Origin of the sequence: Amycolatopsis dongchuanensis, from assembly GCF_039542405.1 — a bacterium.
Lineage (GTDB): Bacteria > Actinomycetota > Actinomycetes > Mycobacteriales > Pseudonocardiaceae > Amycolatopsis_E > Amycolatopsis_E sacchari.
The window spans coordinates 122921-148861 of the sequence record NZ_BAABIB010000091.1 but is presented as its reverse complement, the minus strand read 5'-3'; the positions used below and the strand labels follow the sequence as shown (position 1 = coordinate 148861).

Annotated in this window: 27 protein-coding genes; 20 read left to right on the top strand and 7 right to left on the bottom strand. The window is 72.1% G+C overall.

Going from position 1 to position 25941, the window contains the following annotated elements; genetic code table 11:
* Window positions 1-2: 2 nt before the first annotated feature.
* The 8 genes from ABFX51_RS25290 (at window position 3) to ABFX51_RS25255 (ending at window position 8072) form a co-directional block, all read left to right on the top strand.
* Window positions 3-1028, top strand: a complete 1026-nt coding sequence (locus tag ABFX51_RS25290) for an NAD(P)-dependent alcohol dehydrogenase (protein WP_346055103.1) — start codon at window positions 3-5, stop codon at window positions 1026-1028.
* Entirely contained in the window at window positions 1021-1884 is an 864-nt protein-coding gene (locus tag ABFX51_RS25285) for a DeoR/GlpR family DNA-binding transcription regulator (RefSeq protein ID WP_346055102.1), read from the top strand. Before ABFX51_RS25290 ends, ABFX51_RS25285 begins: the two co-directional genes overlap by 8 nt.
* Window positions 1881-3305: a xylulokinase gene (gene xylB, locus ABFX51_RS25280; protein WP_346055101.1), complete on the top strand. Its 1425-nt coding sequence runs from the start codon at window positions 1881-1883 to the stop codon at window positions 3303-3305. The genes ABFX51_RS25285 and xylB overlap by 4 nt, the downstream gene beginning before the upstream one ends.
* Window positions 3305-4378, top strand: coding sequence for an ABC transporter ATP-binding protein (locus ABFX51_RS25275; protein ID WP_091504976.1), 1074 nt, complete (start codon window positions 3305-3307; stop codon window positions 4376-4378). The genes xylB and ABFX51_RS25275 overlap by 1 nt, the downstream gene beginning before the upstream one ends.
* 76 nt (window positions 4379-4454) lie before the next feature.
* Window positions 4455-5567, top strand: a complete 1113-nt coding sequence (gene alr, locus ABFX51_RS25270) for an alanine racemase (protein ID WP_346055100.1) — start codon at window positions 4455-4457, stop codon at window positions 5565-5567.
* A 2-nt stretch (window positions 5568-5569) separates the two neighbouring features.
* The gene (locus ABFX51_RS25265) at window positions 5570-6658 is read left to right on the top strand and encodes an alpha/beta fold hydrolase (protein ID WP_177228577.1); all 1089 of its coding nucleotides are present in this window, start codon (window positions 5570-5572) and stop codon (window positions 6656-6658) included.
* The gene (gene tsaE / locus ABFX51_RS25260; protein WP_346055099.1) at window positions 6643-7095 is read left to right on the top strand and encodes a tRNA (adenosine(37)-N6)-threonylcarbamoyltransferase complex ATPase subunit type 1 TsaE; all 453 of its coding nucleotides are present in this window, start codon (window positions 6643-6645) and stop codon (window positions 7093-7095) included. The genes ABFX51_RS25265 and tsaE overlap by 16 nt, the downstream gene beginning before the upstream one ends.
* Window positions 7092-8072 (top strand): zinc-dependent alcohol dehydrogenase, encoded by a 981-nt coding sequence (locus tag ABFX51_RS25255; RefSeq protein ID WP_091504974.1) that lies wholly within the window; start codon window positions 7092-7094, stop codon window positions 8070-8072. The genes tsaE and ABFX51_RS25255 overlap by 4 nt, the downstream gene beginning before the upstream one ends.
* A 162-nt stretch (window positions 8073-8234) precedes the next feature.
* Here the strand turns inward: ABFX51_RS25255 and ABFX51_RS25250 are convergent, their stop codons facing one another.
* Together ABFX51_RS25250 and ABFX51_RS25245 are read right to left on the bottom strand one after the other, a co-directional pair.
* Window positions 8235-9530, bottom strand: coding sequence for a carboxyl transferase domain-containing protein (locus tag ABFX51_RS25250; protein WP_091504973.1), 1296 nt, complete (start codon window positions 9528-9530; stop codon window positions 8235-8237).
* Complete coding sequence (locus tag ABFX51_RS25245; protein WP_091504972.1) at window positions 9523-11001, bottom strand: acyl-CoA synthetase; 1479 nt, start codon at window positions 10999-11001, stop codon at window positions 9523-9525. Before ABFX51_RS25245 ends, ABFX51_RS25250 begins: the two co-directional genes overlap by 8 nt.
* A gap of 98 nt (window positions 11002-11099) precedes the next feature.
* Between ABFX51_RS25245 and tsaB the strand changes: the two genes are divergently transcribed.
* The 3 genes from tsaB to tsaD all read left to right on the top strand — a co-directional run bounded on the left by tsaB (window position 11100) and on the right by tsaD (window position 13618).
* A complete protein-coding gene (gene tsaB, locus ABFX51_RS25240; RefSeq protein WP_091504971.1) occupies window positions 11100-11747 on the top strand; it encodes a tRNA (adenosine(37)-N6)-threonylcarbamoyltransferase complex dimerization subunit type 1 TsaB in 648 nt (215 codons plus the stop codon).
* A 354-nt stretch (window positions 11748-12101) separates the two neighbouring features.
* Window positions 12102-12572 (top strand): ribosomal protein S18-alanine N-acetyltransferase, encoded by a 471-nt coding sequence (rimI, locus tag ABFX51_RS25235; RefSeq protein ID WP_091504970.1) that lies wholly within the window; start codon window positions 12102-12104, stop codon window positions 12570-12572.
* Complete coding sequence (gene tsaD / locus ABFX51_RS25230) at window positions 12572-13618, top strand: tRNA (adenosine(37)-N6)-threonylcarbamoyltransferase complex transferase subunit TsaD (RefSeq protein ID WP_091504969.1); 1047 nt, start codon at window positions 12572-12574, stop codon at window positions 13616-13618. The genes rimI and tsaD overlap by 1 nt, the downstream gene beginning before the upstream one ends.
* A 94-nt stretch (window positions 13619-13712) precedes the next feature.
* On the opposite strand, the gene ABFX51_RS25225 is transcribed toward tsaD, so the two are convergent.
* Window positions 13713-15629 (bottom strand): N-acetylmuramoyl-L-alanine amidase, encoded by a 1917-nt coding sequence (locus ABFX51_RS25225; RefSeq protein WP_091504968.1) that lies wholly within the window; start codon window positions 15627-15629, stop codon window positions 13713-13715.
* A 223-nt stretch (window positions 15630-15852) separates the two neighbouring features.
* On the bottom strand, window positions 15853-15972 hold the full coding sequence (locus ABFX51_RS25220; protein WP_245782949.1) for a winged helix-turn-helix transcriptional regulator: 120 nt from the start codon (window positions 15970-15972) through the stop codon (window positions 15853-15855).
* A gap of 13 nt (window positions 15973-15985) precedes the next feature.
* On the opposite strand from ABFX51_RS25220, the gene ABFX51_RS39680 reads away from it, so the two are divergent.
* Window positions 15986-16195: a zinc-binding dehydrogenase gene (locus tag ABFX51_RS39680; protein WP_143249815.1), complete on the top strand. Its 210-nt coding sequence runs from the start codon at window positions 15986-15988 to the stop codon at window positions 16193-16195.
* Window positions 16196-16417: 222 nt separating this feature from the next.
* On the opposite strand, the gene ABFX51_RS25210 is transcribed toward ABFX51_RS39680, so the two are convergent.
* Window positions 16418-16783: a hypothetical protein gene (locus tag ABFX51_RS25210; protein WP_091504967.1), complete on the bottom strand. Its 366-nt coding sequence runs from the start codon at window positions 16781-16783 to the stop codon at window positions 16418-16420.
* 208 nt (window positions 16784-16991) lie between these two features.
* Here ABFX51_RS25210 and groES point away from each other — a divergent pair, with 208 nt between their 5' ends.
* Both groES and groL read left to right on the top strand, forming a co-directional pair.
* Entirely contained in the window at window positions 16992-17285 is a 294-nt protein-coding gene (gene groES / locus ABFX51_RS25205) for a co-chaperone GroES (RefSeq protein WP_026153773.1), read from the top strand.
* A 79-nt stretch (window positions 17286-17364) separates the two neighbouring features.
* Window positions 17365-18981: a chaperonin GroEL gene (groL, locus tag ABFX51_RS25200; RefSeq protein ID WP_091504966.1), complete on the top strand. Its 1617-nt coding sequence runs from the start codon at window positions 17365-17367 to the stop codon at window positions 18979-18981.
* A 151-nt stretch (window positions 18982-19132) separates the two neighbouring features.
* On the opposite strand, the gene ABFX51_RS25195 is transcribed toward groL, so the two are convergent.
* Window positions 19133-19435, bottom strand: a complete 303-nt coding sequence (locus tag ABFX51_RS25195; RefSeq protein WP_091505205.1) for a WhiB family transcriptional regulator — start codon at window positions 19433-19435, stop codon at window positions 19133-19135.
* A 226-nt stretch (window positions 19436-19661) separates the two neighbouring features.
* Between ABFX51_RS25195 and ABFX51_RS25190 the strand changes: the two genes are divergently transcribed.
* From ABFX51_RS25190 to ABFX51_RS25170, 5 genes are all read left to right on the top strand, one after another.
* Complete coding sequence (locus ABFX51_RS25190) at window positions 19662-20567, top strand: MerR family transcriptional regulator (protein WP_245782948.1); 906 nt, start codon at window positions 19662-19664, stop codon at window positions 20565-20567.
* An 11-nt stretch (window positions 20568-20578) separates the two neighbouring features.
* On the top strand, window positions 20579-21400 hold the full coding sequence (locus ABFX51_RS25185) for a hypothetical protein (protein WP_346055098.1): 822 nt from the start codon (window positions 20579-20581) through the stop codon (window positions 21398-21400).
* 141 nt (window positions 21401-21541) lie between these two features.
* On the top strand, window positions 21542-22138 hold the full coding sequence (locus ABFX51_RS25180; protein WP_027940930.1) for a response regulator transcription factor: 597 nt from the start codon (window positions 21542-21544) through the stop codon (window positions 22136-22138).
* A gap of 233 nt (window positions 22139-22371) precedes the next feature.
* Entirely contained in the window at window positions 22372-22944 is a 573-nt protein-coding gene (locus tag ABFX51_RS25175; RefSeq protein ID WP_346055097.1) for a sigma-70 family RNA polymerase sigma factor, read from the top strand.
* On the top strand, window positions 22945-23898 hold the full coding sequence (locus ABFX51_RS25170; protein WP_346055096.1) for an anti-sigma-D factor RsdA: 954 nt from the start codon (window positions 22945-22947) through the stop codon (window positions 23896-23898).
* Between the two features lie 61 nt (window positions 23899-23959).
* Here ABFX51_RS25170 and ABFX51_RS25165 read toward each other — a convergent pair whose 3' ends face one another.
* Window positions 23960-24355, bottom strand: a complete 396-nt coding sequence (locus ABFX51_RS25165; protein ID WP_177228575.1) for a DUF5319 domain-containing protein — start codon at window positions 24353-24355, stop codon at window positions 23960-23962.
* 82 nt (window positions 24356-24437) lie between these two features.
* Between ABFX51_RS25165 and guaB the strand changes: the two genes are divergently transcribed.
* The gene (guaB, locus tag ABFX51_RS25160) at window positions 24438-25940 is read left to right on the top strand and encodes an IMP dehydrogenase (protein WP_091504962.1); all 1503 of its coding nucleotides are present in this window, start codon (window positions 24438-24440) and stop codon (window positions 25938-25940) included.
* The last annotated feature ends 1 nt before the right edge of the window (window position 25941 follow it).

Below are 25941 nucleotides of genomic sequence, written 5' to 3'. Positions count from 1 at the left end.
GCATGAAGGTCTCGGTTCTGCACGGCGTGCACGACGTGCGCACCGAGGAGCGGCCGGTGCCGGAGCCGGGCCCGGACGAGGTGCTGATCAAGGTGCTGTCCGTGGGCACCTGCGGCTCGGACGTGCACTACTACGAGCACGGGCGGATCGGCGACTTCGTGGTCGAGCAGCCGCTGGTCCTCGGCCACGAGCCCAGCGGTGTGGTGGTCAAGACCGGCAGCGCGGCGAGGCTGCACGAGGTGGGGCAGCGCGTCGCGCTGGAGCCGGGCGTCCCGTGTTCGGTGTGCGAGCAGTGCAAGGCCGGCCGCTACAACCTGTGCCCGCGCATGCGGTTCTTCGGCACCCCGCCCATCGACGGCGCGTTCTGCGAGTACGTGGTGCTGCGCGAGGACTTCGCCCACCCGGTGCCGGACTCGCTGAGCGACGACGCGGCCGGGCTGCTGGAGCCGCTGTCGGTGGGCGTGTGGGCCAACCGGAAGTCGCGCGTCGGACCGGGCAGCCGGGTGCTGATCACCGGCGCCGGGCCGATCGGGCTCGTCGCGACGCAGACGGCGCGCGCGTTCGGCGCGAGCGAGGTCGTGGTGACCGACGTGAACCCGCGGCGGCTGGAGGTCGCGAAGGAGCTGGGCGCGACGGGCACGATCGACGTGTCGCGGGAGAACCTCGCCGAGGCCGACTTCGACCCGGACGTGCTGCTGGAGTGTTCGGGCGTGCCGGCTGCCGCCGGGCAGGCCATCCGCAAGGTCGGCAGGGCGGGCCGGATCGTGCTGGTCGGCATGGGCGGGGACGAGATCCCGCTGCCGCTGGCCCACGTGCAGAACTTCGAGATCGAGGTGACCGGTACCTTCCGGTACGCCAACACCTGGCCGACGGCGATCGCGCTCGCCGGGGCCGGTGAGGTGGACCTGGACCGGCTGGTGACCCACCGGTTCGGGCTCGACCAGGTCGAAGAGGCCCTGACGATCGCCGGGAAGGACGACTCGGTGATCAAGGCCGTCGTGCTGCCCCAGGAAGGTCGCGTTGGCTAGAACCCGCCCGTCGGACGCCGAAGTCGAGCAGCGCCGCCAGGACATCCTGCGGCACGTGATCGACTCCGGCGAGGTGCGGATCGACCGGTTGCCGGAGCGGTTCGGGGTCAGCCTGATGACCATCCACCGCGATCTGGACGACCTGGCCGAGCGGCGGCTGCTGCGCAAACTGCGTGGCAAGGTGGCCGCGTACCCCGCGCTGACGATGGAGACGGCGAAACGTTTCCGCGAAGGTCTGAACCTGCCGTGCAAGGAGGCGCTGGGCGACGCCGCGGTGCGCGAGGTGCGGGCGGGGCAGACGGTGTTCGTCGACGACTCGACGACGTTGTTCCCGCTCGTGCGGCGGTTCGCGGGCGTCGAGCAGCTGGTGGTGATCACCAACTCGCTGGAGATCGCCCGCATCCTCGGCGAGTCCGGCGAGTCCGGCGAGTCCGGGAGCGTCGAGATCCTGCTGCTGGGCGGGCGCTACACCGAGTTCGACTCGTGCATCGGGCCGGACACCATCGAGGCGCTCGGCCGGATGCGCGCGGACGTCGGGTTCGTGTCCGCCACCGCGGTCGCGGGCGGACGTCTGTACCACCCCGACCGCGACTACGCCTCGCTCAAACGAGCGGCGCTGGCCGCGGCGAACCGCAACGTTCTCGTCGTCGACAGCTCGAAGTTCGGCCGTACCGCCACGTACTCCTACGGTGACGTTTCGGCATATGACCTGGTCATCACGGACTCCGGGACGCCGGCGGACGAGCTGACCGCGATGCGGGAGCTCGGGACCCGGGTCGAGCTGGTGGACCTGCCGGGAAAATCCGCCCGAAACACTGGACTGAATCGCGAAAGTGACGGAGGCTCTTCGGTATGACGACAGCGCCGTTGGTCGCCGGTGTCGACTCCTCCACGCAGTCGACGAAGATCGTCGTGTGCGATGCGCTCACCGGAGCGGTCGTGCGCGAGGGCCGGGCCGCCCATCCCGACACCACCGAGGTCGATCCGCGGGTGTGGTGGACGGCGTTCACCGAGGCGTCCGACGGGTTGCTCGACGGGGTCCGCGCGATCGGCGTCGGCGGGCAGCAGCACGGCATGGTCACCCTCGACGAGAACGACGAGGTGGTGCGTCCCGCCCTGCTGTGGAACGACACCCGCTCCGCGAAGGCGGCCGACAGCCTCGTGACCGAGCTGGGCGGTCCGCGTGCGTGGGCCGAGGCCGTCGGTTCGGTGCCCGTCGCGAGCTTCACCGTCACGAAGCTGCGCTGGATGGCCGAGCACGAACCGGAACTCGCCGACCGCGTCGCGCGCGTGCTGCTGCCGCACGACTACCTGACCTGGCGGCTGCTCGGCGGTGGCGAGCCCGTCACCGACCGCGGCGACGCGTCCGGTACCGGCTACTTCTCGCCCGCGAAGGGCGTCTACCGCGAGGACATCCTGAGCCACGCGTTCGGCGGCCGCACCCCGCAGCTGCCGCGCGTGCTCGGCCCGCGTGAGGCGGCGGGGGAGACGAAGGACGGCGTGCTGGTGTCCGCGGGCACCGGTGACAACATGGCCGCCGCGTTCGCGCTGGGGCTCGGCGAGGGCGACGTCGTCGTGTCGCTCGGCACGAGCGGCACGGTGTTCGGCGTGTGCGAGACCGCGCCCGCCGACCCGACCGGCATCGTCGCCGGGTTCGCCGATGCCACCGGGAAGTTCCTGCCGCTCGCGTGCACCCTCAACGCGGCCCGCGTGCTCACCGCCACCGCCGCGATGCTCGGCGTCGACCTCGCCGGGCTCGACCGGCTCGCGCTCGCCGCCGAACCGGGCGCGGGCGGGCTGACGCTGCTGCCGTACCTCGACGGCGAGCGCACCCCCAACCTGCCCGACGCGGCCGGTTCGCTGCACGGCCTGCGGCGCGCCAACATGACGCCGGAGAACCTCGCCCGCGCCGCCGTCGAAGGCATGCTGTGCGGGCTCGCCGCGGGCCTCGACGCCGTGCAGGCGCACGGCATCACCGCACGCCGGATCCTGCTCATCGGCGGGGCGGCGCAGTCGGCGGCGGTGCGCGGCATCGCGCCCACCGTGTTCGGGCTGCCCGTCACGGTGCCGGAGCCCGCGGAGTTCGTCGCGCTCGGCGCCGCCCGCCAGGCCGCCTGGGTCCTCGCCGGTACGGAGGAGCCGCCGGCGTGGCCGCAGAACACCCGTCAGGAGCTGGCCGCGGGCGATGCCGCCGTGGGCAGGGAGCTGCGCAACCGGCACCTCGACATCCGAGAACTCGTGCACCACGTTTCAGTCCGAACAGGAGAGGACAGCTGATGGCCACGATCACCTACGACAAGGCTTCCCGCCGCTATCCCGGAGCCGACCGCGCCGCGGTTGACGCGCTCGACCTCGAGATCGCCGACGGCGAGTTCCTCGTGCTGGTGGGGCCTTCCGGTTGTGGCAAGTCGACGAGCCTGCGCATGCTCGCCGGGCTGGAGGACGTCGACGAGGGCGCCGTGTACATCGGCGACCGCGACGTGACCCAGCTGCCCCCGCGCTCGCGGGACATCGCGATGGTGTTCCAGAACTACGCGCTGTACCCGCACATGACGGTCGGGCAGAACATGGGCTTCGCGCTGAAGATCGCGGGCAAGCCCAAGCACGAGATCAAGCAGCGGGTCGCCGAGGCCGCGAAGCTGCTGGACCTCGAGGACTACCTCGACCGCAAGCCGAAGGCGCTCTCCGGTGGCCAGCGGCAGCGCGTCGCGATGGGCCGCGCGATCGTGCGTGAGCCGCAGGTGTTCCTCATGGACGAGCCGCTGTCCAACCTGGACGCCAAGCTGCGCGTGTCCACCCGCACGCAGATCGCCGCGCTGCAGCGGCGCCTGGGCACCACCACCGTCTACGTCACGCACGACCAGGTCGAGGCGATGACGATGGGCGACCGCGTGGCGGTGCTCAAGGACGGCCTGCTGCAGCAGTGCGACACCCCGCGTGCGCTGTACGAGCGGCCCGCGAACGTCTTCGTCGCCGGGTTCATCGGCTCGCCCGCCATGAACCTCGCCTCGGCGCGGCTCACCGACGACGGCGCGACCCTCGGCGGCCTGACCGTGCCGCTGTCCCGCGAGACGCTCGCGGCGGCGAACGGCGGCGACGTGACGCTGGGCTTCCGCCCGGAGTCGCTGGAGACGACCACCGACGAGGGCCTCGAGGTGCGCGTCGACCTGGTCGAGGAGCTGGGCTCGGACGCGTACGTCTACGGCAAGCTCGTCTCCGACAGCGGCACGAACGTCGTGGCGCGCGTCGACCCGCGCAAGACCCCGGCCATGGGTGAGACGCTGCGGCTGCGCATCCGCCCGGACGAGCTGCACGTGTTCTCGGGCAGCACGGGCGAGCGCCTCGGCTGACGTCCACCTGCCCGCGACAGCCGGCTTCGCACTGCCGAAGCCGGCTGTCGCGCGTTCTGTGGGAAACTCGAAGCCGATGAGCCCCGAACTGCCGCGCACCGAGGTCGTGGTCGACCTCGCCGCGATCCGCCACAACGTCCGCCTGCTCGCCGAGCGGGCGGCCGGTGCCGCGACGATGGCCGTGGTCAAGGCCGACGGCTACGGCCACGGTGCCGTCCCGGTCGCGAAGGCGGCGCTGGAGGCGGGCGCCACGTGGCTGGGCGCGTGCTCGCTCGCCGAGGGCCTGGCCCTGCGGGAAGCGGGGATCACCGCGCCGGTGTTCACCTGGCTCGACGTGCCCGGCACGGATTTCGAGCCCGGCGTCGCCGCGGACATCGACCTGTCCGCCAGCTCCGGCGAGGAGCTGGCCCGGATCGTGGACGCCGCGCAGCGAGCGGGCAAGCGCGCCCGGGTCCACCTGAAGATCGACACCGGCCTGTCCCGCAGCGGCGCGCCCGCGTACGCGTGGCCCGCGCTGGTGAAGGCCGCCGCGGCCGAGCCGGACATCGAGGTCGTCGCCATCTGGTCCCACCTCGCGTGCGCGGACGAACCGGGGCACCCGTCGATCGACCTGCAGGCGCAGCGGTTCCAGGAGGCCTACGACGTGGCCCGCGAGGCCGGGCTGAACCCGTTGCGGCACCTGGCGAACTCCGCCGCCACGCTCACCAGGCCGGACCTGCACTTCGACCTCGTGCGCCCGGGGATCGCGATCTACGGGCTCAACCCCGTGCCACAGCAGGAAGATCTGCGCCCTGCCATGACGTTCCGCTCGCAGGTGGTGCTGACGAAGCGGATCTCCGCCGGCGAATCCGTCTCGTACGGGCAGACGTGGACGGCGGAGCGGGACACGACGCTGGCGCTCGTGCCCGCCGGGTACGCCGACGGCGTCCCGCGCACGCTGTCCGGCCGCATGGACGTGTGGCTGGGCGGGCGGCGGCGGCCCGTCGCCGGGCGCGTCTGCATGGACCAGCTGGTCGTGGACTGCGGCGACGACGAGCCGGAGGCCGGTGCCGAGGTGGTGCTGTTCGGCGCCGGCGTGGCGGGCGAGCCGACCGCGCGGGAGTGGGCGGACACGATCGGCACGATCGACTACGAGATCGTCACCGGTATGTACCGCCCGCGAGTGCGCCGGCGGTACGAGGGGGAGTAGCGATGAGGCCTTCCCGGCGCCTGTATGCGGTCGCCGGTGGCGCTGCCGCGCTCCTGACCGGCACCGCGGCCGCCGCGATCGCGGTGGCGGCACGCCGGGCTCCCGTCCGGGACGACGAGCGGCTGGGCGAGCTGGAGGCCGACCGCGTGTTCACCGTCGCCGCCGACGACGGCACGCCGCTGGCGGTGTCCGAAGTGGACGCTTCCGGCGGTGAGCCGGAGCTGACCGTGGTGGGCGTGCACGGTTTCGCGTTGTCGCAGCGAAGCTGGTACTTCCAGCGGCGAGCGCTGGCTTCGCTGACGCTGCCCCGCGTGCGGCAGGTGTACTACGACCACCGCGGCCACGGGTTGTCGGGCGCCGCGGACGCCGACACGAGCACGATCGAGCAGCTGGCGCGGGACCTCGACGCGGTGCTGCGGGCGGCCGTGCCCGAGGGGCCCATCGTGCTGCTGGGGCATTCGATGGGCGGCATGGTGGTGATGGAGCTGGCCCAGCAGAACCCCGGGTTGTTCGAGGATCGGGTGTGCGGGGTCGCGTTCCTCGCCACGGCGGCGGGGGAGGTCGGCAGCCGCGGGTTGCCGCGGAGCCTGCTGTCGAAGTACAACCCGCTGACACGCGGGGTCGGCGAGCTGGCGGGCTGGCAGCCCGGGCTGGTGGAGTTCGTGCGGGCCGCGGGCGGGCAGCTGACACGTCCGGCGTTGCGGCGACTGGCTTTCGGGTCGCGTGACGTGCCGTCGGAGGTCGTGGACTTCCTGTTGGAGATGCTGGCCGTGACGCCGGTGCGGGGGCTGGCGAACTTCGTCGACACGCTCGGCAGCCACAACCGGTACGCGGCGCTGGCGGGGCTGAAACACGCGCACGTGCTGGTGCTGGGCGGGGACGCGGACCGGTTCACGCCCTACTCGCACGCGGAACGCATCGCGGCGGAGCTGCCGGACGCGGAGCTGGCGCGCGTGCGCGGGGCGGGCCACATGGTGCAGCTGGAACAACCCGAGCTGGTGAACAGCCACCTGATCGACCTGCTGCAGAAGTGTGCTGGAGTGGATGACATGAGTTCCTCACGACGGGTGTGGCGATGGCTGAACAAGTAGTCGAACTGCCTGCGGAGCAGGACACGGTGGCCTTCGGCGAGCGGCTGGGACGGCAGCTGCGGGCCGGTGACCTGGTGCTGCTCGCGGGGCCGCTCGGTGCCGGGAAGACGGTGCTGACCAGGGGCATCGCGGCCGGGCTCGGGGTGTCGGGGCGGGTCAGCTCGCCGACGTTCGTGCTCGCGCGGGTGCACCCGGCGGGTGCGCGCGGTGTGCCGCTGGTGCACGTGGACGCGTACCGGCTGGGCGGCGACCTCGCGCAGCTCGACGACCTCGACCTGGACACGGACCTGGAGGCGTCGGCGGTCGTCGTCGAGTGGGGCGAAGGCTCTGCGGAGCGGCTGTCGGCGGACTACCTGGTGGTCCGGCTGGAACGCCGCGAGGACGACGTCCGCGTGGCGACGCTGGAGCCGCACGGCGCGTGGAAAGAGCGGATATGAGCCGCGCGGTGGTGTTGGAGCGGCCGGGTGAGCTGCGCGTGCAGCGGACCGAGCCGCAGGCGCCCGGGTACGGCGAGGCGGTCGTGCGGGTCGCGTGGTCGGGGATCTGCGGGTCCGACCGCGAGGTGTTCGCGGGCACGCGCGCCGAGGGCTACGTGCGTTATCCGGTGACGCCGGGGCACGAGTGGTCGGGCACGGTCGTCGAGCTGGGTCCGGGCACGGACGAGTCGCTGCTCGGGAAACCGGTGGTGGGCGAGGGTTTCCGCAACTGCGGGCGGTGCGCGTCCTGCCGCCGGGGGGACACGAACCTGTGTGAGGCCGCGTACGACGAGACGGGCTTCACGCAGCCGGGCGCCTGGTCGGACGAGCTGCGGCTGCCGGCCCGGCTGCTGCACGAGCTGCCCGAGGGCGCGGACCTGCGTGCGGCGGCGTTGCTGGAACCGGCGGCGTGCATGGCGGCGGCGACGCTGAAGGCGGCGGTCGTCCCCGGCGAACGGGTGGCGGTCGTCGGCGGCGGGACGCTCGGCATGCTGGCGACGCAGTTGCTGGCGGCGAGCGGCCCGGCGGAGCTGGTGGTCGTCGACCCGCGTGCGGACCGGGCCGAGCTGGCGCGGCGCTGGGGTGCGGTCGTGGTGCCGCCGGACGAGGAGCTCGCCCCGTTCGACGCGGTCGTCGAAGCGGCCGGCGCCCCCGGAACGGGTGCACTGGCGGTACGGCTGACCCGGCGCGGTGGCCGGACGGTGCTCACGGGTCTGGCGGGGACGGAGACGTCGCCCATCGCCCCCGCGGACCTGGTGGCCTCGGCGGTCACGGTGCACACGGTCTTCGGTGCGTCGTCGGCGGCGTGGACCCACGCCGTGCGCGCCTTCGCGGCCGGTCTGCTGGACCCGGCACCGTTGATCACGCACGAGTTCCCGCTGGAACAGGCGGAGGAGGCGCTGCACACCGTCGGCGGGAAGGTGCTGCTGCACCCCTGACGAAAGTCGGGGGTCAGCGGTCGCTTTCGACCACTGTTCGCGGGGACGAAGGTCGACCAGTACGTGCCGGGCTACCTCGCGCAGACGGGGCTGCCGCAGGCGCGGGGTCAGATAATCTCCTGTGCCAGGCCGAGTGCGGTGAGGCCGCGCGGGTGTGCCCGGTCAGACGATGCCCTGTGCCAGGCCCAGCGCGACGAGGTCCTGCGGGCGCAGGCGGAGCTGGTCGGCGGTTGCGGGGACTTCCTCCGGTGGGCGTTTCAGGATCGCGGCGGCGGCTTCCGGTGACGTGACCGAGAAGTAGCTGTCCGCCGTCACCCAAGTGTGGCCTGGGGCGGCGAACGCCAGCGCCCCGCCCGAACCGCCCTCGCCGATGACGAGCGTCGTCACCGGGATGGACGCCGACGCGATCGCCGCGAAGGTTTCCGCGATCGCCGGGCCCGCGCCCGCTCGTTCGGCCGCTCCGTCGTTCGCCGCGCCGGGGGTGTCCACCAGCGTCAGGACCGGGATGCCCAGCCGGCCGGCCAGCCGGATCAGCCGCGCCGCCGTCCGGAAGCCCGCGGGCGATGTCGGTGTGCCGCACTGCGCCGCGTACGCGATGGTTCGCCCGCCTCGCGAGCCGAATCCACAAAGGACACCGGGGTCGACGCCACCGCAACGGTCACCGCTGATGTTCTCGCGCCAGTCGAAATACTCGTCCAGGTAGGCCTCCGCGTGGGGACGCCCGGGCGCGCGGGCCGCTCGGACCGCGTCCCAGCCGGTCTCGGGTAGCGGAGTTCCGTGCGGATGCCGAGGTGGTTCGGGGGCGCCGTGCGCGGGCCGGGTCAGCAGGCTCAGCCACCGGCCCAGCTCGGCGGGCAGGTCTTCGACGATGCGGTCGACGTGCCCGTGCGCCAGCTGCGACTCGGCCGTGTACGCGGCGTCGTCACCGGGTGGTCGCACCCGTGAGCCCGCGAAGCCGACCTGCGCACCGCGCAACGCCAGCACCACGTCCGCTCCCGCGCCGAGCGTCGCCCAGCCGCCGCCGGTCGTGGGGTCGCGCAGCACCGACACCTGCGGAAGCCCCGCCGCCCGCGTCAACGCCGCTTCGCGCGCGATGCGCTGCAGTTGCGACAGCGCCGCCATGCCCTCCTGCATCCGGCTGCCACCGGTCGCGATCAGCGACACCACGGGCGTCCGCAGCTCCCGCGCCCGCCGGAACGCCGCCTCGATCCGGTCCCCGGTCCGCCGTCCCACCGAACCGCCCAGGAACCCGAACTCGAAGACGAGCAACGTCGCCTCGACGTCGCCGATCTTGCCCGAACCGCAGACCACCGACTCCCGCTCACCGGTGCGCTCCTCGGCGCGACGGCGTGCTTCGCCGTAACCCGGCCAGCCGATCGGACCGTCCACATCGGACTCCCACGGTGCCGCGTCGAACTCCGTGAAGCCCGTGCAGATCGACTCGATCAGTTCACGCATCCAGCGCCCGCTTCATCACCTTGCCCATCTCGTTGCGGGGCAGCGCGTCGAGGAAACGCACCACCCGCGGCCGTTTGTGCGGCGACAACAGCCTCGCGACGTGGTCGACCAGTTCCTGCTCGGCGGGCGGCTGCCCGGACGGCACGATCCACGCCACGATCCGTTCGCCGAGATCCGGATCCGGCTCGCCCGTCACCGCGGCCTCCGCGACGCCGGGGTGTTCCAGCAGTGCGTTCTCGATCTCGCCCGCGCCGATCTTGTAGCCGCCGCTCTTGATCAGGTCGGTGGCCTTGCGGCCGACGATCCGCAGGTAGCCGTCGGCGTCCCGGGTCGCCATGTCGCCGGTGCGGAACCAGCCTCCCCCGCCGGCTACGCCCTCACTGGCGGGGGTGCCCCCACTGGTGAACACCTCGGCGGTGGCGTCGGGGCGGTTCAGGTACTCGGTGAACAGGTTCGGCCCGCGCACCTGGATCTCGCCGACGGTCTCGCCGTCGTACACGTCGAGCACCGCGCCGGTTTCGTCGACCAGCCGCACCTCGACGCCGCGCAACGGCACGCCGACCGTGCCCGGTTTGCGCTCGCCGTCGGCGCGCACGCTGGTGTTCATCAGAGTTTCGCTCATCCCGTACCGCTCGACGACCTGTTGCCCGGTGGCGGCGGTGATGCGCTGGTGGTCGTGCACGGGCAACGCCGCCGACCCCGAGACGAGCAACCGGGCCTGCCCGAACGCCTTCGCCAGCTCGGGTTTGTCGGCGACCTCACCCGCGATGCGGTGGTACATCGTCGGCACGCCGAACAGCATCGTGGCGCCGTTCGCGAGTTCACGAGCCGCGCCCTCGACCGAGAACCGCCCCAGGTGCCGCACGCTGCCGCCCCTGCGCAGGGGGCCGAGGATGCCGAGGATCAGGCCGTGCACGTGGAACAGCGGCAGACCGTGCACGAGCACGTCGTCGGCGGTCCACTGCCAGGCGTCCTCCAGCGCGTCGAGGGTGGAGGTGATGGCCCGGCGCGGCAGCACGACGCCCTTCGGCGGCCCGGTGGTGCCCGAGGTGTAGACGATCAGCGCCGGCGCCTCCGCGTCCGGTTCCTCCGGCAGCTCGCCCGGCACGCCCGTGAGCGTTACGTCCTTGCGGGGCAGCGTGTCGAGCGCGGGCGGCAGCGCGGCGCCCGCCTCGGCCAGCACGAGGGATGGTGCGCTGTCGGACACGATGTGCCCCAGCTCCCGCTCGCCGATCTTCGGGTTCACCGGCACCGCGGGCACCCCGGCGAGAAGGGCGGCGACCACGGCCACGCTCGTGTGGATCGTGGGCGTCGCCCACACCGCCACCCGAACCGGCGCGGCGTCGCGCAGCTCGCGGGCGAGCGTTCCGGCGACCTCCGCCAGCTCCGCGTAGCCGAGGGCGACGTCGCCGAAGCGCAGCGCTTCCTTCTCCGGTCGTGTCACCAGCGCCGGGAAAATCGGTTCGGGCACCCTCGGGCCTCCTCGCGAAGAAATTGGCTAAGTGGCTGAACCACTTTGCGGCCGCCCAGCGTCCGCTGTCAAGCACGGAGGGCATACCCTGGTACACCGTGCTGGTACTCGCCATCGACACCTCGACGCCTGCGGTCACCGCCGGACTGGCGACGCTGGCGGGCGCCGACGTCTCCGTGCTCGCCGAGCGCGTCACGATCAACCCCCGCGCGCACGGGGAACTGATCACCCCGCACGTGCTCGACGCCGCCCGCGAGGCCGGTGTCACGCTGCGCCAGGTGGACGCGATCGTCTGCGGGGTCGGCCCCGGCCCGTTCACCGGTCTGCGCGCGGGCATGGCCACCGCGGCCGCGCTCGCCCACGGCCTCGGCGTGAACGCGTACCCGGTGTGCAGCCTCGACGCGATCGCCGCAACGGCACAGGCGGGTGAGCCCTTCCTCGCCGTCACGGACGCCCGGCGCCGCGAGGTCTACTGGGCGGCGTACGACGCCGACGGCAACCGCACCGACGGCCCCCACGTGCAGGCTCCGGAGCCGCTCGGGCTGTCCGTCGCCGCGGGTGACGGCGCCCTGCTCTACGCCGAGAAGCTCGCCGTCCGGACCATCGACCCGCGCTACCCGACCGTCGCCGGTCTCGTCGCCGCGGCGCGCCCGGCGTTCGACGCCGAGCCGGCCCCGCTGACGCCGCTGTACCTGCGCCGCCCGGACGCGACGGAGCCCGGCGCGCGGAAGCGGGTGATGGCGTGAGGCTGGTTGCTCCTTTCGCTGGGGTGCGGCCTTCGGCGGGCCGGGTTGGCGTCGGCGGCGGTGAGCCGGGGGTGCGGTGCCTGGCTGCGGGCGGCGCGGAGCCCGGCGCGCGGAAGCGGGTGATGGCGTGAGGCTGGTTGCTCCTTTCGCTGGGGTGCGGCCTTCGGCGGGCCGGGTTGGCGTCGGCGGCGGTGAGCCGGGGGTGCGGTCGCTGGCTGCGGTGGCGCCTGAGGTCGGGGCTGGGCTCGATGTTCGGTCGTGTGTCGTGGATGCTCCTTCCGTGGAGCCGGGCGTGCGACGCCTGGCTGTCGCGGGTACCGGCGGGACGGCCGGGGCCGGGAAGCGGGTGGTGGCGTGAAGATCGCCCCGCTGCGGCGCAAGGACATCCCGCGGTGCGTCGAGATCGAGCGGCAGCTGTTCGCCGGTGACGACCCCTGGAGCGCCCGCGCCTTCCACTCCGAGCTCGACGCCGGCGGCTACTACCTCGGGGCGTACAACGACGACGACGAGCTGGTCGGGTACGCCGGGCTCGCCACCGTCGGCCGTCCCGGCGACTTCGAGTCCAGCGTGCACACCATCGGCGTCGACGAGGCGTATCAGGGCCAGGGCATCGGGACCGCACTCCTGCGTGCCCTGCTGGCCAAGGCCGACGAGCTGCGCGCACCCGTCTTCCTCGAGGTCCGCACTGACAACGACCGCGCGGTCGAGCTGTACACCCGGCACGGGTTCACCCGCATCGGCCTGCGCAAGCGCTACTACCAACCCTCGGGCGCCGACGCCTACACCATGAAGCGCCCCGCCCGTTCCGCACAGGAGGTCGGCTGATGTCCCGGATCATCATGGGCATCGAGAGTTCCTGCGACGAGACCGGCGTCGGCCTGGTCCGGTTGCACGACGACGGCACGGTCGAGCTGCTGGCCGACGAGGTGGCCTCCAGCGTCGACCAGCACGCGCGCTTCGGCGGCGTCGTCCCCGAGGTGGCCAGCCGCGCCCACCTCGAAGCGATGGTGCCCACCGCCAACCGCGCGTTCGAGAAGGCCGACCTCAAGCTGTCCGATGTGGACGCGATCGCCGTCACCGCGGGACCGGGGCTCGCGGGCGCGCTGCTCGTCGGGGTCTCCGCGGCCAAGGCCTACTCGGCCGCGCTCGGCGTGCCGCTCTACGGCGTGAACCACCTCGCGGGGCACATCGCCGTCGACACGCTCCAGCACGGCCCCTTGCCGAAACCGTGCCTGGCGCTGCTGGTCTCCGGCGGGCACACCCAGCTGCTGCGGGTGGACGACATCGCCACGAGCATCACCGAACTCGGCTCCACTGTGGACGACGCCGCGGGCGAGGCCTACGACAAGGTGGCCCGCGTGCTCGGCCTGCCCTACCCCGGCGGCCCGCCCATCGACAAGGCCGCCAAGGAGGGCAACCCGGAGGCCATCGCGTTCCCGCGCGGCATGACCGGGCCGAGGGACGCGAAGTTCGACTTCTCGTTCTCCGGGTTGAAGACCGCCGTCGCCCGGTGGGTCGAGGGCGCAGAGCGCCGCGGCGAGGAGATCCCGGTCAACGACGTCGCGGCGTCTTTCCAGGAGGCCGTGGCCGACGTGCTGACGGCCAAGGCGGTGCGTGCGGCGAAGGAGTCGGGCATCGGCACGCTGGTGATCTCCGGTGGGGTCGCGGCCAACTCCCGCCTGTCCGGACTCGCGCGCGAACGCTGCGAGGCCGCCGGTATCGAGCTGCGCGTGCCGCGGCCGCGGCTGTGCACCGACAACGGCGCGATGATCGCCGCGCTCGGCGCGCACGTGGTGGCCGCCGGAGTCGGTCAGTCCAGTTTGGACATCTCCGCGAACCCGGCGCTGCCTGTCAACATCGTCTCGGTCTGAGTTCCCCTGCATGCCTTAGACGGTCCCACGCGGGCGGACCGGCGCGGAAGTGCCGATCCGCCCGCCTGTGGACAACTGGGGTCCTGTGGACAACTCAGGGGCGCTGGATCACGACGTCCTCGGTCTTGACGTACGCGACCCGGTGCCCGAACTGGATCTGCACGTAGTTCGTCTCCCCGCGCACCACCACGTGCGTGGCCGGGTCGAACGTCGTCGACCAGTAGTACTCCGACGGCAGCACCGGCCCGGCGGCGTACTTCTGCCCCGCCGCGAACGTGTACTGCAGCGGCGTCAGCTCCTGCGGCGTGATGTTCGCCGGGTACGCGGACGCCTCCGGGTACGCCCGCCCGTACACGGGCACGCTCGCCAGCCCCGGCTTCGGCGTCACCACCTGCCCCAGCGCGGGCACCGCCGCCGCGCTGCGGAACCACCCCTTCTGACCCAGGAACCAGATCGCCGTCCACTCGCCACGCACCTCGGCGACCGCGTACTGCTGCCCGGCCGAAGCCCGGCTGCCCACGTCCGAGACGTCCATCGTCGACGCCGAGCCGCCGGGGTGCAGTCCCGGATCCGGCAGCAGCGGGGCGTCGTCCCGCGGTTCGGTGCGCAGGATGACCGCCGAGGACCCCCGCAGCGTGCAGGCCGCGCCCGCGCTGTCGCAGCCGGTGAAGCCGGGCTGGTTGGTGGCGAAGTCCGGCCGGATCGTCACCAGCCCGGTGCTCTGCCGCGCCCAGCTGCGCAGGGGAGCGCCGAGCAGGTCGAAGTAGTGGCTCCAGTCCCAGTAGGGGCCCGGGTCCCAGTGCATCCCGGCGACCGTGGACGGCAGCGTGCCGGGGACGTTGTCGTGCCCGAGGATGTGCTGCCGGTCCAGCGGGATGCGGTACTTGTCGGCGAGGTAGCGCACCAGTTTCGCCGACGTCCGGTACACCGCCTCGGTGTACCAGGTGCCCTGCGCGGCGAAGCCCTCGTGCTCGACGCCGATGGACTTCGCGTTGACGTACCAGTTCCCCGCGTGCCAGCCCACGTCCTTGGTCAGGATGTGCTGCGCGATGTGCCCGTCCGTGGAGCGCAGCGTGTAGTGCCAGCCGAGGTACGTCGGGTCCTGCACCAGGCCCAGCGCCGCGTCGTAGGTGCACTCGGTGTCGTGGATGACGATGTGCGTGATCTGCTGGCTCTGCGGGCGTTCGGCCTTGTCGTAGTTGCCGTAGTCGCCCGCGCCGGAGCCGGTCTGCTGGTAGGGCGCCGGGATCCACTCCGCCGACACGTCCGAGGGCGCCTCGACGTCGCCGCGCGCGCACGCCGGCAGCTCGAGCGAGCGGAGCTGGCCGCGGGCGGGGGAGACCTTGGTGGCGGCGAGCCGGACGGACTGCCCGTCGCCGGTGACCCGGCTCGCGCCGCCGCTGATCGTGCGGAAGACCTCGTCGGCGAAGAACGCCGCCGCGTCGGAGTCGGTCGCGCCGCTGTACCGGGCGACGGCGCCGTACCAGTCCGCCGGGTTCGTGCTGCGGACGCCGAGTTCGCGTTGGTAGTGCGCGAGCACCGCGGCGCCGCCGCGGATGTTCTGCGTGGCGTCCGTGCGCAGGGCCTCCGGGTGCTCGCCGGTCAGCTCGGCGGCGAGGTCGACCGTCTGCAGCGCCGGGACGGGCGTCGCGTGCTGCGGCTCGACGGGACGCAGCACGGCTCGGGCGAGGTCGCCGCGGGGGTCCTCGGTGCCCTTGTCGTGGTGGCTGCCGCCGGCGGCGACGGTGCGGACGTCGGTGAGGTGCATCGGCCCGAACCCGGCGCCCGTGCTGGGCGAGCCGCCGTGGGACTCCCAGCGGGACTGCAGGTACGAGACACCGAGCAGGACCTGCTCCGGCACTCCGAACTCCGCGGCGGCCGCGGCGAACGCCCGCTGGCGCGCCTGGTCGGCGGCGACGTCGGCCCCGGCGGTCCCGGGAGCGGCGGCCGCGAGCCCGGCGGTCCCGGCGGCTGCGGCCCGGAGCACGGTGCGACGGCTGAAGGGGTCCATGAAATCTCCTCGCGTGCGGACGACGCGAGAAACCTACACACCACGCGCGTGGTCGGGCAGAGTCTTTCGGCGAATCGTGCCCGTTGGTTCAGTCGAGAGGGCCGGGTTCGGGACGTTCGCCGAATTCCCGCCGCGCGGCGAGGATGTCGGCGGTCCTCGCCTCCGCCCAGCTGCCGAGCATCGTGCACAGGTCGCCGATCTCCGTGCCCAGCGCGGTGACCGACTACTCGACCCGTGGCGGCACGGTGGGGTAGACGTCCCTGCGCACCAGCCCGTCGCGTTCCAGCAGGCGCAGCTGGTTGAACCGCATCGGTTCCCCGGCGCCGCGCAGCGAACTCAGCACGAGGAGCGTCCACTTGTTCCCCAGCGTCTCGAGCACCGCGCTGGCCGCGAAGCCGCCGAGTCTCGACCACGTGCACGCGGCGGCCCTGCCGTTCGCCGGACTGGTCGAGGCGGGCCGGGTGCGGGTGCACGTGGCGCGGGTGCTGCCGCTGGCCGACGCGGCGAAGGCGCACGAACTCAGCGAGACCGGGCGCGTGCGCGGGAAGATCGTGCTGACGGTGTGAAAGAAGCCCCCGGCCCGAGTGGGTGGGCCAGGGGCTCCTCCGGGCTCAGCAGCCGGTCAGCACTTGCCGCAGCAACCGCACGACGAACCGGAGCACGAGCTGCAGCAGTTGCATCCACTCATGTGGAGAACACCATCCCTTCGGGTCCGACCCGGGCCGCGTTTCAAGGTAGGCAGCGGCCCGGGTGACCTGGAACCGCCCAACGAGTGACGACTCCGTCACTCACAGCAGCTCGGTCCGGCACGACAGCCGCCGCCCCACGTCTTCGAGCGCTTTCGCCAGCGCGTCCCGGCCGTTCTTCCGGTGTCCCCGGCCGACCGTGTAGGGCGCGAGCCAGCCGGACAACCCACGCGCGAGGTTGTACGTGCGGTGCACCACCCGCGCGCCCACCGGGTCCTCGCCGACCTCGAACCTGCCGCACCACCACCACTGCCCGCGTGCCTCGACCCAGCCCTGCTCGCGGTTCACGTCGACGCGGAGCGGGACGGGGGCGTTCGCGAAGGTCGCTTCGACCGCGTCGAGCAGGGTCGTGCGCACCTGCGCCACGGGCGCGTACACCAGGCCGGTGTGTTCGTCGAGGACTCTCACGTCACCTCCGGGACTTCGACCGAGTATGCCCACTTCAGGGCATTATGGGGAGGCGGAGCGCACCCTCCTTGCGCGTCTAGCACTCGCGTGGCTAGAGTGCTAATTGCACGGCACCGCACACGCCCCGGCACCCGCGACGGCGGGGGTGGTAGGCGCCAAGACAGTAAGTACCTGCCAACGCTTTCGACGACCCGTGGAGGTCAACCCGGTGAGCGTGAACATCAAACCGCTCGAGGACAAGATCGTTGTCCAGACGAGCGAGGCCGAGGAGACGACGGCTTCCGGTCTCGTCATCCCCGACACCGCTAAGGAGAAGCCCCAGGAGGGCAAGGTCCTGGCCGTGGGCCCGGGCCGCGTGGACGACAAGGGCAACCGCATTCCGGTGGATGTCAACGTCGGCGACGTGGTCATCTACTCGAAGTACGGCGGCACCGAGGTCAAGTACAACGGTGAGGACTACCTGATCCTGTCCGCTCGCGACGTGCTGGCCGTCGTCAACTGACACCGGCTCAAGCGTCGAACGCCCCGGGCCCCGCACCAAGCCGGGGGCCGGGGCGTTCTGCGGTCTAGAGAGGACCCACATGCCTAAGCAGATCAACTTCGACGAGGACGCTCGTCGAGCGCTCGAGCGCGGGGTGAACAAGCTGGCCGACGCCGTCAAGGTCACCCTTGGCCCGCGTGGGCGGCACGTCGTGCTCGACAAGAAGTTCGGCGGCCCGACCATCACGCTCGACGGCGTCACCGTCGCGCGCGAGATCGAGCTGGAAGACCCGTTCGAGAACCTGGGCGCGCAGCTCGCGAAGAACGTGGCGACCAAGACCAACGACGTCGCCGGCGACGGCACCACCACGGCCACCGTGCTGGCGCAGTCCCTGGTGCGCGTGGGCCTGCGCAACGTCGCCGCGGGCGCGAACCCGACGGCGCTCGGCCGGGGCATCGAGAAGGCGGCCGAGAAGGTCGTCGAGGTGCTCAAGAGCAAGGCGACCCCGGTCAAGGGCCGCGACAACATCGCGCAGGTCGGCACGGTCACCTCGCGGGACGCCACGATCGGCGCCCTGCTGGGCGAGGCCGTGGAGAAGGTCGGCGAGGACGGCGTGATCACCGTGGAGGAGTCCTCCACGCTGGCCACCACGCTCGAGATCACCGAGGGCGTGCAGTTCGACAAGGGCTACATCTCGGCCCACTTCGCGACCAACCCCGAGGAGCAGCGGGCGATCCTGGAGAACGCCCTCGTGCTGCTGCACCGCGAGAAGATCTCCGCGCTCGCGGACCTGCTGCCGGTGCTGGAGAAGGTCGTCGAGGCCAAGCGCCCGCTGCTGATCATCGCCGAGGACGTCGAGGGCGAGGCCCTGTCCACGCTGGTGGTCAACTCGCTGCGCAAGACCATCAGCGCGGTCGCGGTGAAGGCGCCGTTCTTCGGTGACCGCCGCAAGGCGTTCCTGGACGACCTCGGCGTCGTCACCGGTGCCCAGGTCGTGTCCTCCGAGCTCGGCATGAAGCTGTCCGAGGTCGGGCTCGACGCGCTGGGCTCGGCCCGCCGCATCGAGGTCACCAAGGACACCACGACCATCGTGGACGGGGCGGGCACCAAGGCCGACATCGACGCGCGGATCGCCCAGATCCGCAAGGAGATCGAGACCACCGACTCCGACTGGGACCGCGAGAAGCTGCAGGAGCGGCTGGCCAAGCTGGGTGGCGGCGTCGCCGTCGTCAAGGTCGGTGCGGCCACCGAGACCGAGCTGAACGAGCGCAAGCACCGCATCGAGGACGCCGTGGCTTCGACCAAGGCGGCCGTCGAGGAGGGCATCGTGCCCGGCGGTGGCTCGGCGCTGGTGCACGCGGTCAAGGAGCTGGACGACCTCGGGCTGTCCGGTGACGAGGCGACCGGCGTGAAGATCGTCCGCGACGCGCTCACCGCGCCGCTGTTCTGGATCGCCACCAACGCCGGCCTCGAGGGCGCCGTCACGGTGTCCAAGGTGCAGGAGCAGGGCTGGGGCCACGGCCTCAACGCCGCCACCGGCGAGATCACCGACCTGCTCGCCGCCGGCATCGTCGACCCGGTCAAGGTCACCCGCTCCGCGGTGGCCAACGCCGCGTCGATCGCCCGGCTCGTGCTCACGACGGAGAGCTCCGTGGTGGACAAGCCCGCCGAGGAGGACGAGTCCGCGACCGGGCACGGTCACGGGCACGCCCACTGAGACGGAAGTACCGGGAAGGGGCGGTTTACCCGATCGGGTAAACCGCCCCTTTTTCTGCTCACGCTCCGGAAACAGTGCACGCGCGTGCACCGGAAATCGCGGCGCGAAAAAGGGCGGCACCCCGTCGGGTGCCGCCCTTTTTCACTCCCCCTCACTGGCCGGAAAGACTGAACTGCCGCTTGTCGTTCCTGAGGATGCTCTCCCGTTCGGACTCGGAAAGCCCACCCCAGATCCCGTACGGTTCGTGCACGGCCAGCGCGTGCTCGCGGCACATCCGCAGGACCGGACAGGTCTGGCAAATCGCCTTCGCCCTGGCTTCCCGCCGGGCCCTGGCAGGCCCCCGCTCCCCGTCGGGGTGGAAGAAAGCCGCGCTGTCCATCCCTCGGCAGGACCCCTCCAGCTGCCAGTCCCAGATATCGGCGTTCGGGCCTGGAAGCCTCCGCGTGTCTGCCATCGTCACCGCCTCCGCTGTTTCGGTCGGATCCCCTCGGTGTCGCACTCCGACTACTCCATTCGGTGCAACGGCGGTAACGTTAGAAGCGCGCCAATAGTTGTTCAAGGGAAAAGATCGGATTCATCCATTGGATATCCCCCGCTAGCGTGAGAATGGGTTCGGTCGCAGGTCAGGGCGCATAAGTTCCGAGTTGCTGGGTAGCCATGCCTCCCTGATATTGGAACGAATGGACCACGCAGGGGAGACAGAGCCGACGATGCCGGTCGCCGCGGTGGCCCGTCGCCTCGGCGTCGCGCCGGCCACCCTGCGGACCTGGGACCGCCGCTACGGGCTCGGCCCGAGCAGGCACACCGGCGGCAAGCACCGCCGCTACGGTCCCGCCGACATCCGCCGCCTCGAACTGATGCAGCGCGCGCTGCTGCGGGGCGCCTCCACCGCCGAGGCAGCGCGGTTCGCCAGGGAGGCGTCGGTCGAGGACGCACCAGCGGCGGCCGTGCAACCCGCCCGCGCCGAGCCCGACCGGTCGGTGGCGCGGCGGTTGCGGACGGCCGCGCTCGCCATGGACGGGGCGGCGACGCAGCGGCTGCTGGCGGACGCGATCGCGAGCGCCGGCGTGCTGGTCGCGTGGGAGAACGTCATCGAGCCCGTGCTCAGCGCCTTCGGTGCCGGCTGGGCGGGCAACCACGCCGGGGTGGAGGGGGAGTACCTGCTCGCCGAGGCCGTCCTCGGCGCGCTGATCCGGGCAACACCTGTGCTCGGTTCGCCCCGGAACTCCCGCCCCGTCCTGCTGAGCGGCGTTCCCGACGAGCGGACGAACCTGCCGCTGTACGCGCTGGCCGCGTGCCTCGCCGAGCGCGGGATCGCCAGCCAGCTGTTCGGCACCCCGCCGCCCGCGGACGTGCTCGCCGTCGCCGTCCGGCGCAGTTCGCCCGCCGCCGTGGTGCTGCGTGCCCAGCGCAGCACCGTCGCCGACGGGCGGCTGTTCCCCCGCGTCGCGCGGGGACGGCAGCGCAGCCGGGTGTTCGCGTGGGGCCCGGGGTGGGCCCAGACGCCCCTGCCCGAGCAGGTCGAGTTGCTGCCCGACCTGCGTACGGCCGCCGAGCGCATCGAATATGTCCTACTGGGTCGCTAGGGTCTTCCGGCGTGGACGTCGAGGAGCTGCGCCGCGCCGCGTTCGGTGACGCCCCGGTGCTGCCGCCGGGCGTGCCCGGATCGCCGCGCGCGGAGCTGCTGTGCGCGATCGTGCTCGGTGCCCAGGGCCGGTACGCGGCCGCCGCGACGTTGCTCCGCGCGCTCGGCCGCGGCCCTGATCCCGTCCTTTCTTCTCTGGCGTTGTCCACCTTCGCCTCGCACCGGCGGCAGCTGGGTGGGCACCAGGCGGCCTTCGCGTTCGACGGCGCCGCGCTCAGGCTCGTCGCCGGAGTGGCGGGGGAGCCCGATCCGGACGGGCTCGACGCCGACGGGGCGAGGGCGGACGCGCTGCTCGGGCTGGCCGCCGACAACCTCGGTGTGGGCAGGCTGCCCGTCGCCAGGCGGCTGCTGGCCAGGGTGCGGCCGTGCGGCTGGCGGTCGGAGGTGCGGCTGGGCTGGGTCACGGCCGAGATCGAGCTGGCGTCCGGCCGGGCGGCCGAAGCGGTTGCGCCGGCCGAGGCGGCGCTGGCGCTCGCCACCACCGCGGGCGCGCTCCGGCACGTCACGAAGTCGCAGCTCGTCCTGGCCGCGGCGCTCGGCGCGACGGGAGAACGGGAACGAGCGCTGCACCTCGTGGTCGAAGCCCTCGGCGTGTCGGAGGAATTCGCACTACGCTCCCTGAGTTGGCCCGCCGGGCTGCTCGCCGCGGAGCACGGCGCGGATGTGCCTGCACGGGATCGATCCAGGGTCGACGCGGTACTGCACGCTGTGTTACTACGAACTGATCCGGACGGGAGGCGGCTGGCGCGTGACTCGCCATGGGTGCCGGCGTGACGCCGGTTGGAGCACTCGAGGCGCCCATACCGACATCCGGGCGAAGATCTTCCAAAAAAAGCCACCGGATCGTGTCAAGGTGCGGCCTAAAGCGTCCGATAGGGGATATGGAAGGTCACCCGGCTGCAGGAAGGAAACCCCGTGACTACGGTCTTGATCTGCGACGACCGACGCAGTGTCCGCGAAGGGCTCACCCGCGTGATGTCTGCTGTCCCCGGCGTCAGTCGCATCGACTGTGTAGCGCACGGTGACGAGTTGCTGGCCAGGTATTCGCGGCAGCCGGTGGACGTCGTCCTCGTCGGCACCCAGCGCGCGATGCCTGCCGGGGTCGAGGCGACTCGGCGGCTGGTGTCCGCCAATCCCCAGGCGAACGTGATCGTCTTCGGCGCTCCCGACGATGCCAGCAGCATCGCGGCGGCGATCGCCGGTGGCGCTCGCGGGTACCTGAGGTGGGACGCCTCTCGCCCCGAGCTCGTGGCCGCACTCGCGCACACCCTCGCCAGCACCTCGGTCCCGGCGCCGCGCCAGCCCGCCGACCCCGGTGTGCAGCTCACCGAGCGCGAGCTGCAGGTGCTCCGCGGGATGAGCCAGGGCAAGAGCAACGGCCAGATCGGCCGCGAGCTGTACCTCTCGGAGGACACCGTGAAGACGCACGCGCGGCGGTTGTTCCGCAAGCTCGGCGTCCGGGACCGCGCTCAGGCGGTGGCTCACGGGTTCCGTCGGGGCCTCGTTTCGTGACCGGTGCTTTCCCGAGCATCTTTCATGTTGTAGGCTTCGCTGGTCGTTGAATTATTGAACACCTTTCAAGCCGCTCGTCGGCGCGTTCCGGGTTTTCGGGGCGCGCCGAAAGCGACCGTGCACGAGCTATGTCGGGGCCGGGCGGTACGGTGGGCATCACCGGTGCGAGGGATGTGGATGCCGCGCGCCGTCATTTTGTACGCCTACACGTAACGCTGGGACTGTTGTCTGCGATGGCCACTGTGGGGGACGGACTGGAGGAGTCGGTCGCCGCTGCCGTCGAGGGAGATCCTCAGGCAGTGGAGCGGCTGCTGGCCGCCATCCGTCCTCTCGTGGTGCGGTATTGCCGCGCCAGGGTAGGCCGGCAGGAGCGTTCGTTCGCTTCTGCGGACGACGTAGCTCAGGAGGTGTGTCTCGCGGTGCTCACGGCCCTGCCTTCGTACCGTGACCAAGGACGCCCGTTCCTGGCCTTCGTCTACGGCATCGCCCAGCACAAGGTGGCCGACGCGCATCGGGCCGCCGCCCGCAACCGGGCCGAGCCGGTGGCCGAGATCCCCGACGAGATCGAGGGGGACATCGGTCCCGAGCAGCATGCCCTGCAGGGGGAGTTGAACGAGCGGATGGCCCAGCTGCTGCGAGTGCTGCCGGACAAACAACGCGAGATCGTGGTGCTGCGAGTGGTCGTGGGCCTGTCCGCGGAGGAGACCGCCGAGGCGGTCGACTCCACGCCGGGCGCCGTCCGCGTCGCCCAGCACCGGGCTCTCGCGCGGCTCCGCAAGGCGCTGGCGTCCGAGGAGGTGGCCTGAGTGACCGACCGCGACAGCCGGGACGAGCTCAGACGCGAGCTGGGCGCGTTCACGTTCGACGACGAGACGATGAGCGCGTCGCAAGCGGCGTTCGAGGCGGACCTGTCCGCGGTGCACGCCGACGACGCGCTGCTGGACGCGCTCGGCGGCTCCGATCCCAAGGTGGCCGACGGGCTCGGCGACCAGGAGCTGAACGCGCTGCTGCTGGCGTGGCGGCGTGACATCGACAGCGAACCGCTCGCCGAGCTGGTGGACACCGAAACCGCCGTGACCACGGTCAAGACGGCGGCGCTGGCGAAGCGGCACGGGCACAAGGCCCGCAAGCGGCGCGTGCTGGTGCCGGTCGCGGTGGCCGCGGCGGTGCTGGCCATCGCCTTCAGCGGGACCGGGCTAGCGGCGCGGGACGCCCAGCCGGGGGACGCGCTGTGGGGCCTGACGAAGGTCCTGTACTCCGACCACGCCCGCTCGGTCGAGGCCGCCTCCGCGGCCCGCACCGACCTGCAGCAGGCGAGCATCGCGTTGTCCCAGGGCCGCATCGCCGAGGCGCAGCAGGCGCTCGCCGAGGCGGCCGCGAAGCTGTCCCAGGTGTCCGCGGAGGACAACCTGGCCCAGCTCATGCGGGAGCACCAGCAGCTGACGCAGCTGCTGCAGAACCCCGGCACCTCGACGGCACCTCCGCCGTCCTCGTCGCAGTCGTCCGTCGCGTCGTCGGCGTCGTCCACGACGCAGCCGCCGAGCAAGCCGAGCAGCACGTCCGTCGTGCCGCCTCCGCCGTCGTCGTCGAGCACGCCGACGTCGTCGGAGACCCCGAGCTCGACGCCGCCGACGACGGAGAGCAGCTCCTCGTCGGCCGGTGGGGACACCGGCGGCGGGACGACGATCCGCTACGACTCCTCGCCCGACACCGGTACCGGCGGTCAGCAGCCCGCGGGGGTCGACCCCAGCGGCGGCTGATCCCAGGCACGCGAAGAGGCCCGGCTCGCAGGAGCCGGGCCTCTTCCCGTTTCCGGAGGTCTCAGTACGCGCTTTCGGTGGCGGTCACGCCGTCGGCGAACCCGCGGCAGTAGTCCCAGCTGACGTAGTCGGCGGGGTCGGGGTCGAACGCCGGCTCGTGCGGCCGCATCCGGCCGTCGGCGAGCAGCTGTTCGAGGCTGGCGCGCAGCAGGTGCCAGTCGTGGTAATGCGGTTGGTCACATTCGCCGCAGTCCACGACGATGCCGCGCACCCCGCGCGGCTCCAGCAGCGCCTGGTAGACAGCCAGGTCCGACAGGTCCGCGAGCAGCTCGGTGCGGGCCTGCGAGTCCATGGGTTCCACCAGGTCATCGCCGGGCTCGGCCAGATCCCTCGCGGGGTCGTCCGGGTCGTCGGCGAACGGGTCCGGGGGCAACACGTCGTGCGGCACGGCCTGCACGGTACCGGGCGGGGGTGGGGAGCTGTCCAGATACCATCGACAAGGAGTTCTCCGATCCGCCGAGGAAGGTCTGCCACCAGCCATGACGAGCGAGTTCAACCCGGAAGACAAGTTCGCGATGCTGGGCCTGACCTTCGACGACGTGCTGCTGCTGCCCGCCGAGTCGGACGTCGTGCCGAGCGAGGTGGACACCACCACGCGGCTGTCCCGCAACATCACCCTGCGCATCCCGCTGATCTCGGCGGCGATGGACACCGTCACCGAGGCCAGGATGGCCATCGCGATGGCGCGCCAGGGCGGGATGGGCGTGCTGCACCGCAACCTCCCGATCGACGAGCAGGCCGCCGCTGTCGAGGTCGTGAAGCGGTCCGAGGCCGGGATGGTCACCGATCCGGTGACGTGCTCGCCCGACGACACGCTCGCCGAGGTCGACGCCCTGTGTGCCCGGTTCCGCATCTCCGGCGTCCCCGTGACGGACGCGTCGGGCACGCTGGTGGGCATCATCACCAACCGCGACATGCGGTTCGAGGTGGACTACAGCCGCCCGGTGAGCGAGGTGATGACCAAGCAGCCGCTGGTCACCGCGCAGGTGGGGGTCACCGCGGACGCGGCGCTCGGGCTGCTGCGCCGGCACAAGATCGAGAAGCTGCCGATCGTGGACGGCGCGGGCAAGCTGCGTGGCCTGATCACCGTCAAGGACTTCGTCAAGACCGAGCAGTACCCCAACGCGACCAAGGACCCGGACGGCCGCCTGCTGGTCGGTGCCGCCGTCGGGGTCGGGCCGTCGGGGCACCAGCGCGCGATGGCGCTCGCGGACGCGGGCGTGGACGTGCTGATGGTCGACACCGCGCACGGGCACTCCCGCGCGGTCGTCGAGATGGTCTCGACGCTGAAGAAGGAGCTGGGCGACACCGTCGACATCGTCGGCGGCAACGTCGCGACGCGGGCGGGCGCGCAGGCGCTGGTCGACGCGGGTGCCGACGGCGTGAAGGTGGGCGTCGGGCCGGGCTCGATCTGCACCACCCGCATCGTCGCCGGCGTCGGCGTGCCGCAGATCTCCGCGATCTACGAGGCCGACAAGGCGTGCCGCCCGGCCGGTGTGCCGGTGATCGGCGACGGCGGCATCCAGTACTCCGGTGACATCGCGAAGGCGATCACCGCGGGCGCGTCCAGCGTCATGCTGGGCAGCCTCCTGGCGGGCACCGCCGAGTCGCCCGGTGACCTGATCCTGGTCAACGGCAAGCAGTTCAAGGCCTACCGGGGCATGGGCTCGCTCGGCGCCATGCAGTCGAGGGACGGGCGGAAGTCGTACTCGAAGGACCGCTACGCGCAGGACGACGTGCTGAGCGAGGACAAGCTGGTGCCGGAGGGCATCGAGGGGCGCATCCCGTTCCGCGGCCCGCTCGTCAACGTCGTGCACCAGCTCGTCGGCGGGCTGCGCGCGGGGATGGGCTACGCCGGTGCGAACACGGTCGCGGACCTGCAGCAGGCGCAGCTGGTGCGGATCACCTCGGCCGGGCTCAAGGAGAGCCACCCGCACGACATCACGATGACTGTCGAGGCGCCCAACTACACCGCCCGCTGAC

Coding starts and splice junctions, on each gene's coding strand:
- ABFX51_RS25290 (WP_346055103.1), top strand. CDS start 3: ATGAAGGTCTCGGTTCTGCACGGCGTGCACGACGTGCGCACCGAGGAG.
- xylB (WP_346055101.1), top strand. CDS start 1,881: ATGACGACAGCGCCGTTGGTCGCCGGTGTCGACTCCTCCACGCAGTCG.
- ABFX51_RS25275 (WP_091504976.1), top strand. CDS start 3,305: ATGGCCACGATCACCTACGACAAGGCTTCCCGCCGCTATCCCGGAGCC.
- alr (WP_346055100.1), top strand. CDS start 4,455: ATGAGCCCCGAACTGCCGCGCACCGAGGTCGTGGTCGACCTCGCCGCG.
- ABFX51_RS25265 (WP_177228577.1), top strand. CDS start 5,570: ATGAGGCCTTCCCGGCGCCTGTATGCGGTCGCCGGTGGCGCTGCCGCG.
- tsaE (WP_346055099.1), top strand. CDS start 6,643: ATGGCTGAACAAGTAGTCGAACTGCCTGCGGAGCAGGACACGGTGGCC.
- ABFX51_RS25255 (WP_091504974.1), top strand. CDS start 7,092: ATGAGCCGCGCGGTGGTGTTGGAGCGGCCGGGTGAGCTGCGCGTGCAG.
- ABFX51_RS25250 (WP_091504973.1), bottom strand. CDS start 9,530: ATGCGTGAACTGATCGAGTCGATCTGCACGGGCTTCACGGAGTTCGAC.
- tsaD (WP_091504969.1), top strand. CDS start 12,572: ATGTCCCGGATCATCATGGGCATCGAGAGTTCCTGCGACGAGACCGGC.
- ABFX51_RS25225 (WP_091504968.1), bottom strand. CDS start 15,629: ATGGACCCCTTCAGCCGTCGCACCGTGCTCCGGGCCGCAGCCGCCGGG.
- groL (WP_091504966.1), top strand. CDS start 17,365: ATGCCTAAGCAGATCAACTTCGACGAGGACGCTCGTCGAGCGCTCGAG.
- ABFX51_RS25195 (WP_091505205.1), bottom strand. CDS start 19,435: ATGGCAGACACGCGGAGGCTTCCAGGCCCGAACGCCGATATCTGGGAC.
- ABFX51_RS25190 (WP_245782948.1), top strand. CDS start 19,662: ATGGACCACGCAGGGGAGACAGAGCCGACGATGCCGGTCGCCGCGGTG.
- ABFX51_RS25175 (WP_346055097.1), top strand. CDS start 22,372: ATGGCCACTGTGGGGGACGGACTGGAGGAGTCGGTCGCCGCTGCCGTC.
- guaB (WP_091504962.1), top strand. CDS start 24,438: ATGACGAGCGAGTTCAACCCGGAAGACAAGTTCGCGATGCTGGGCCTG.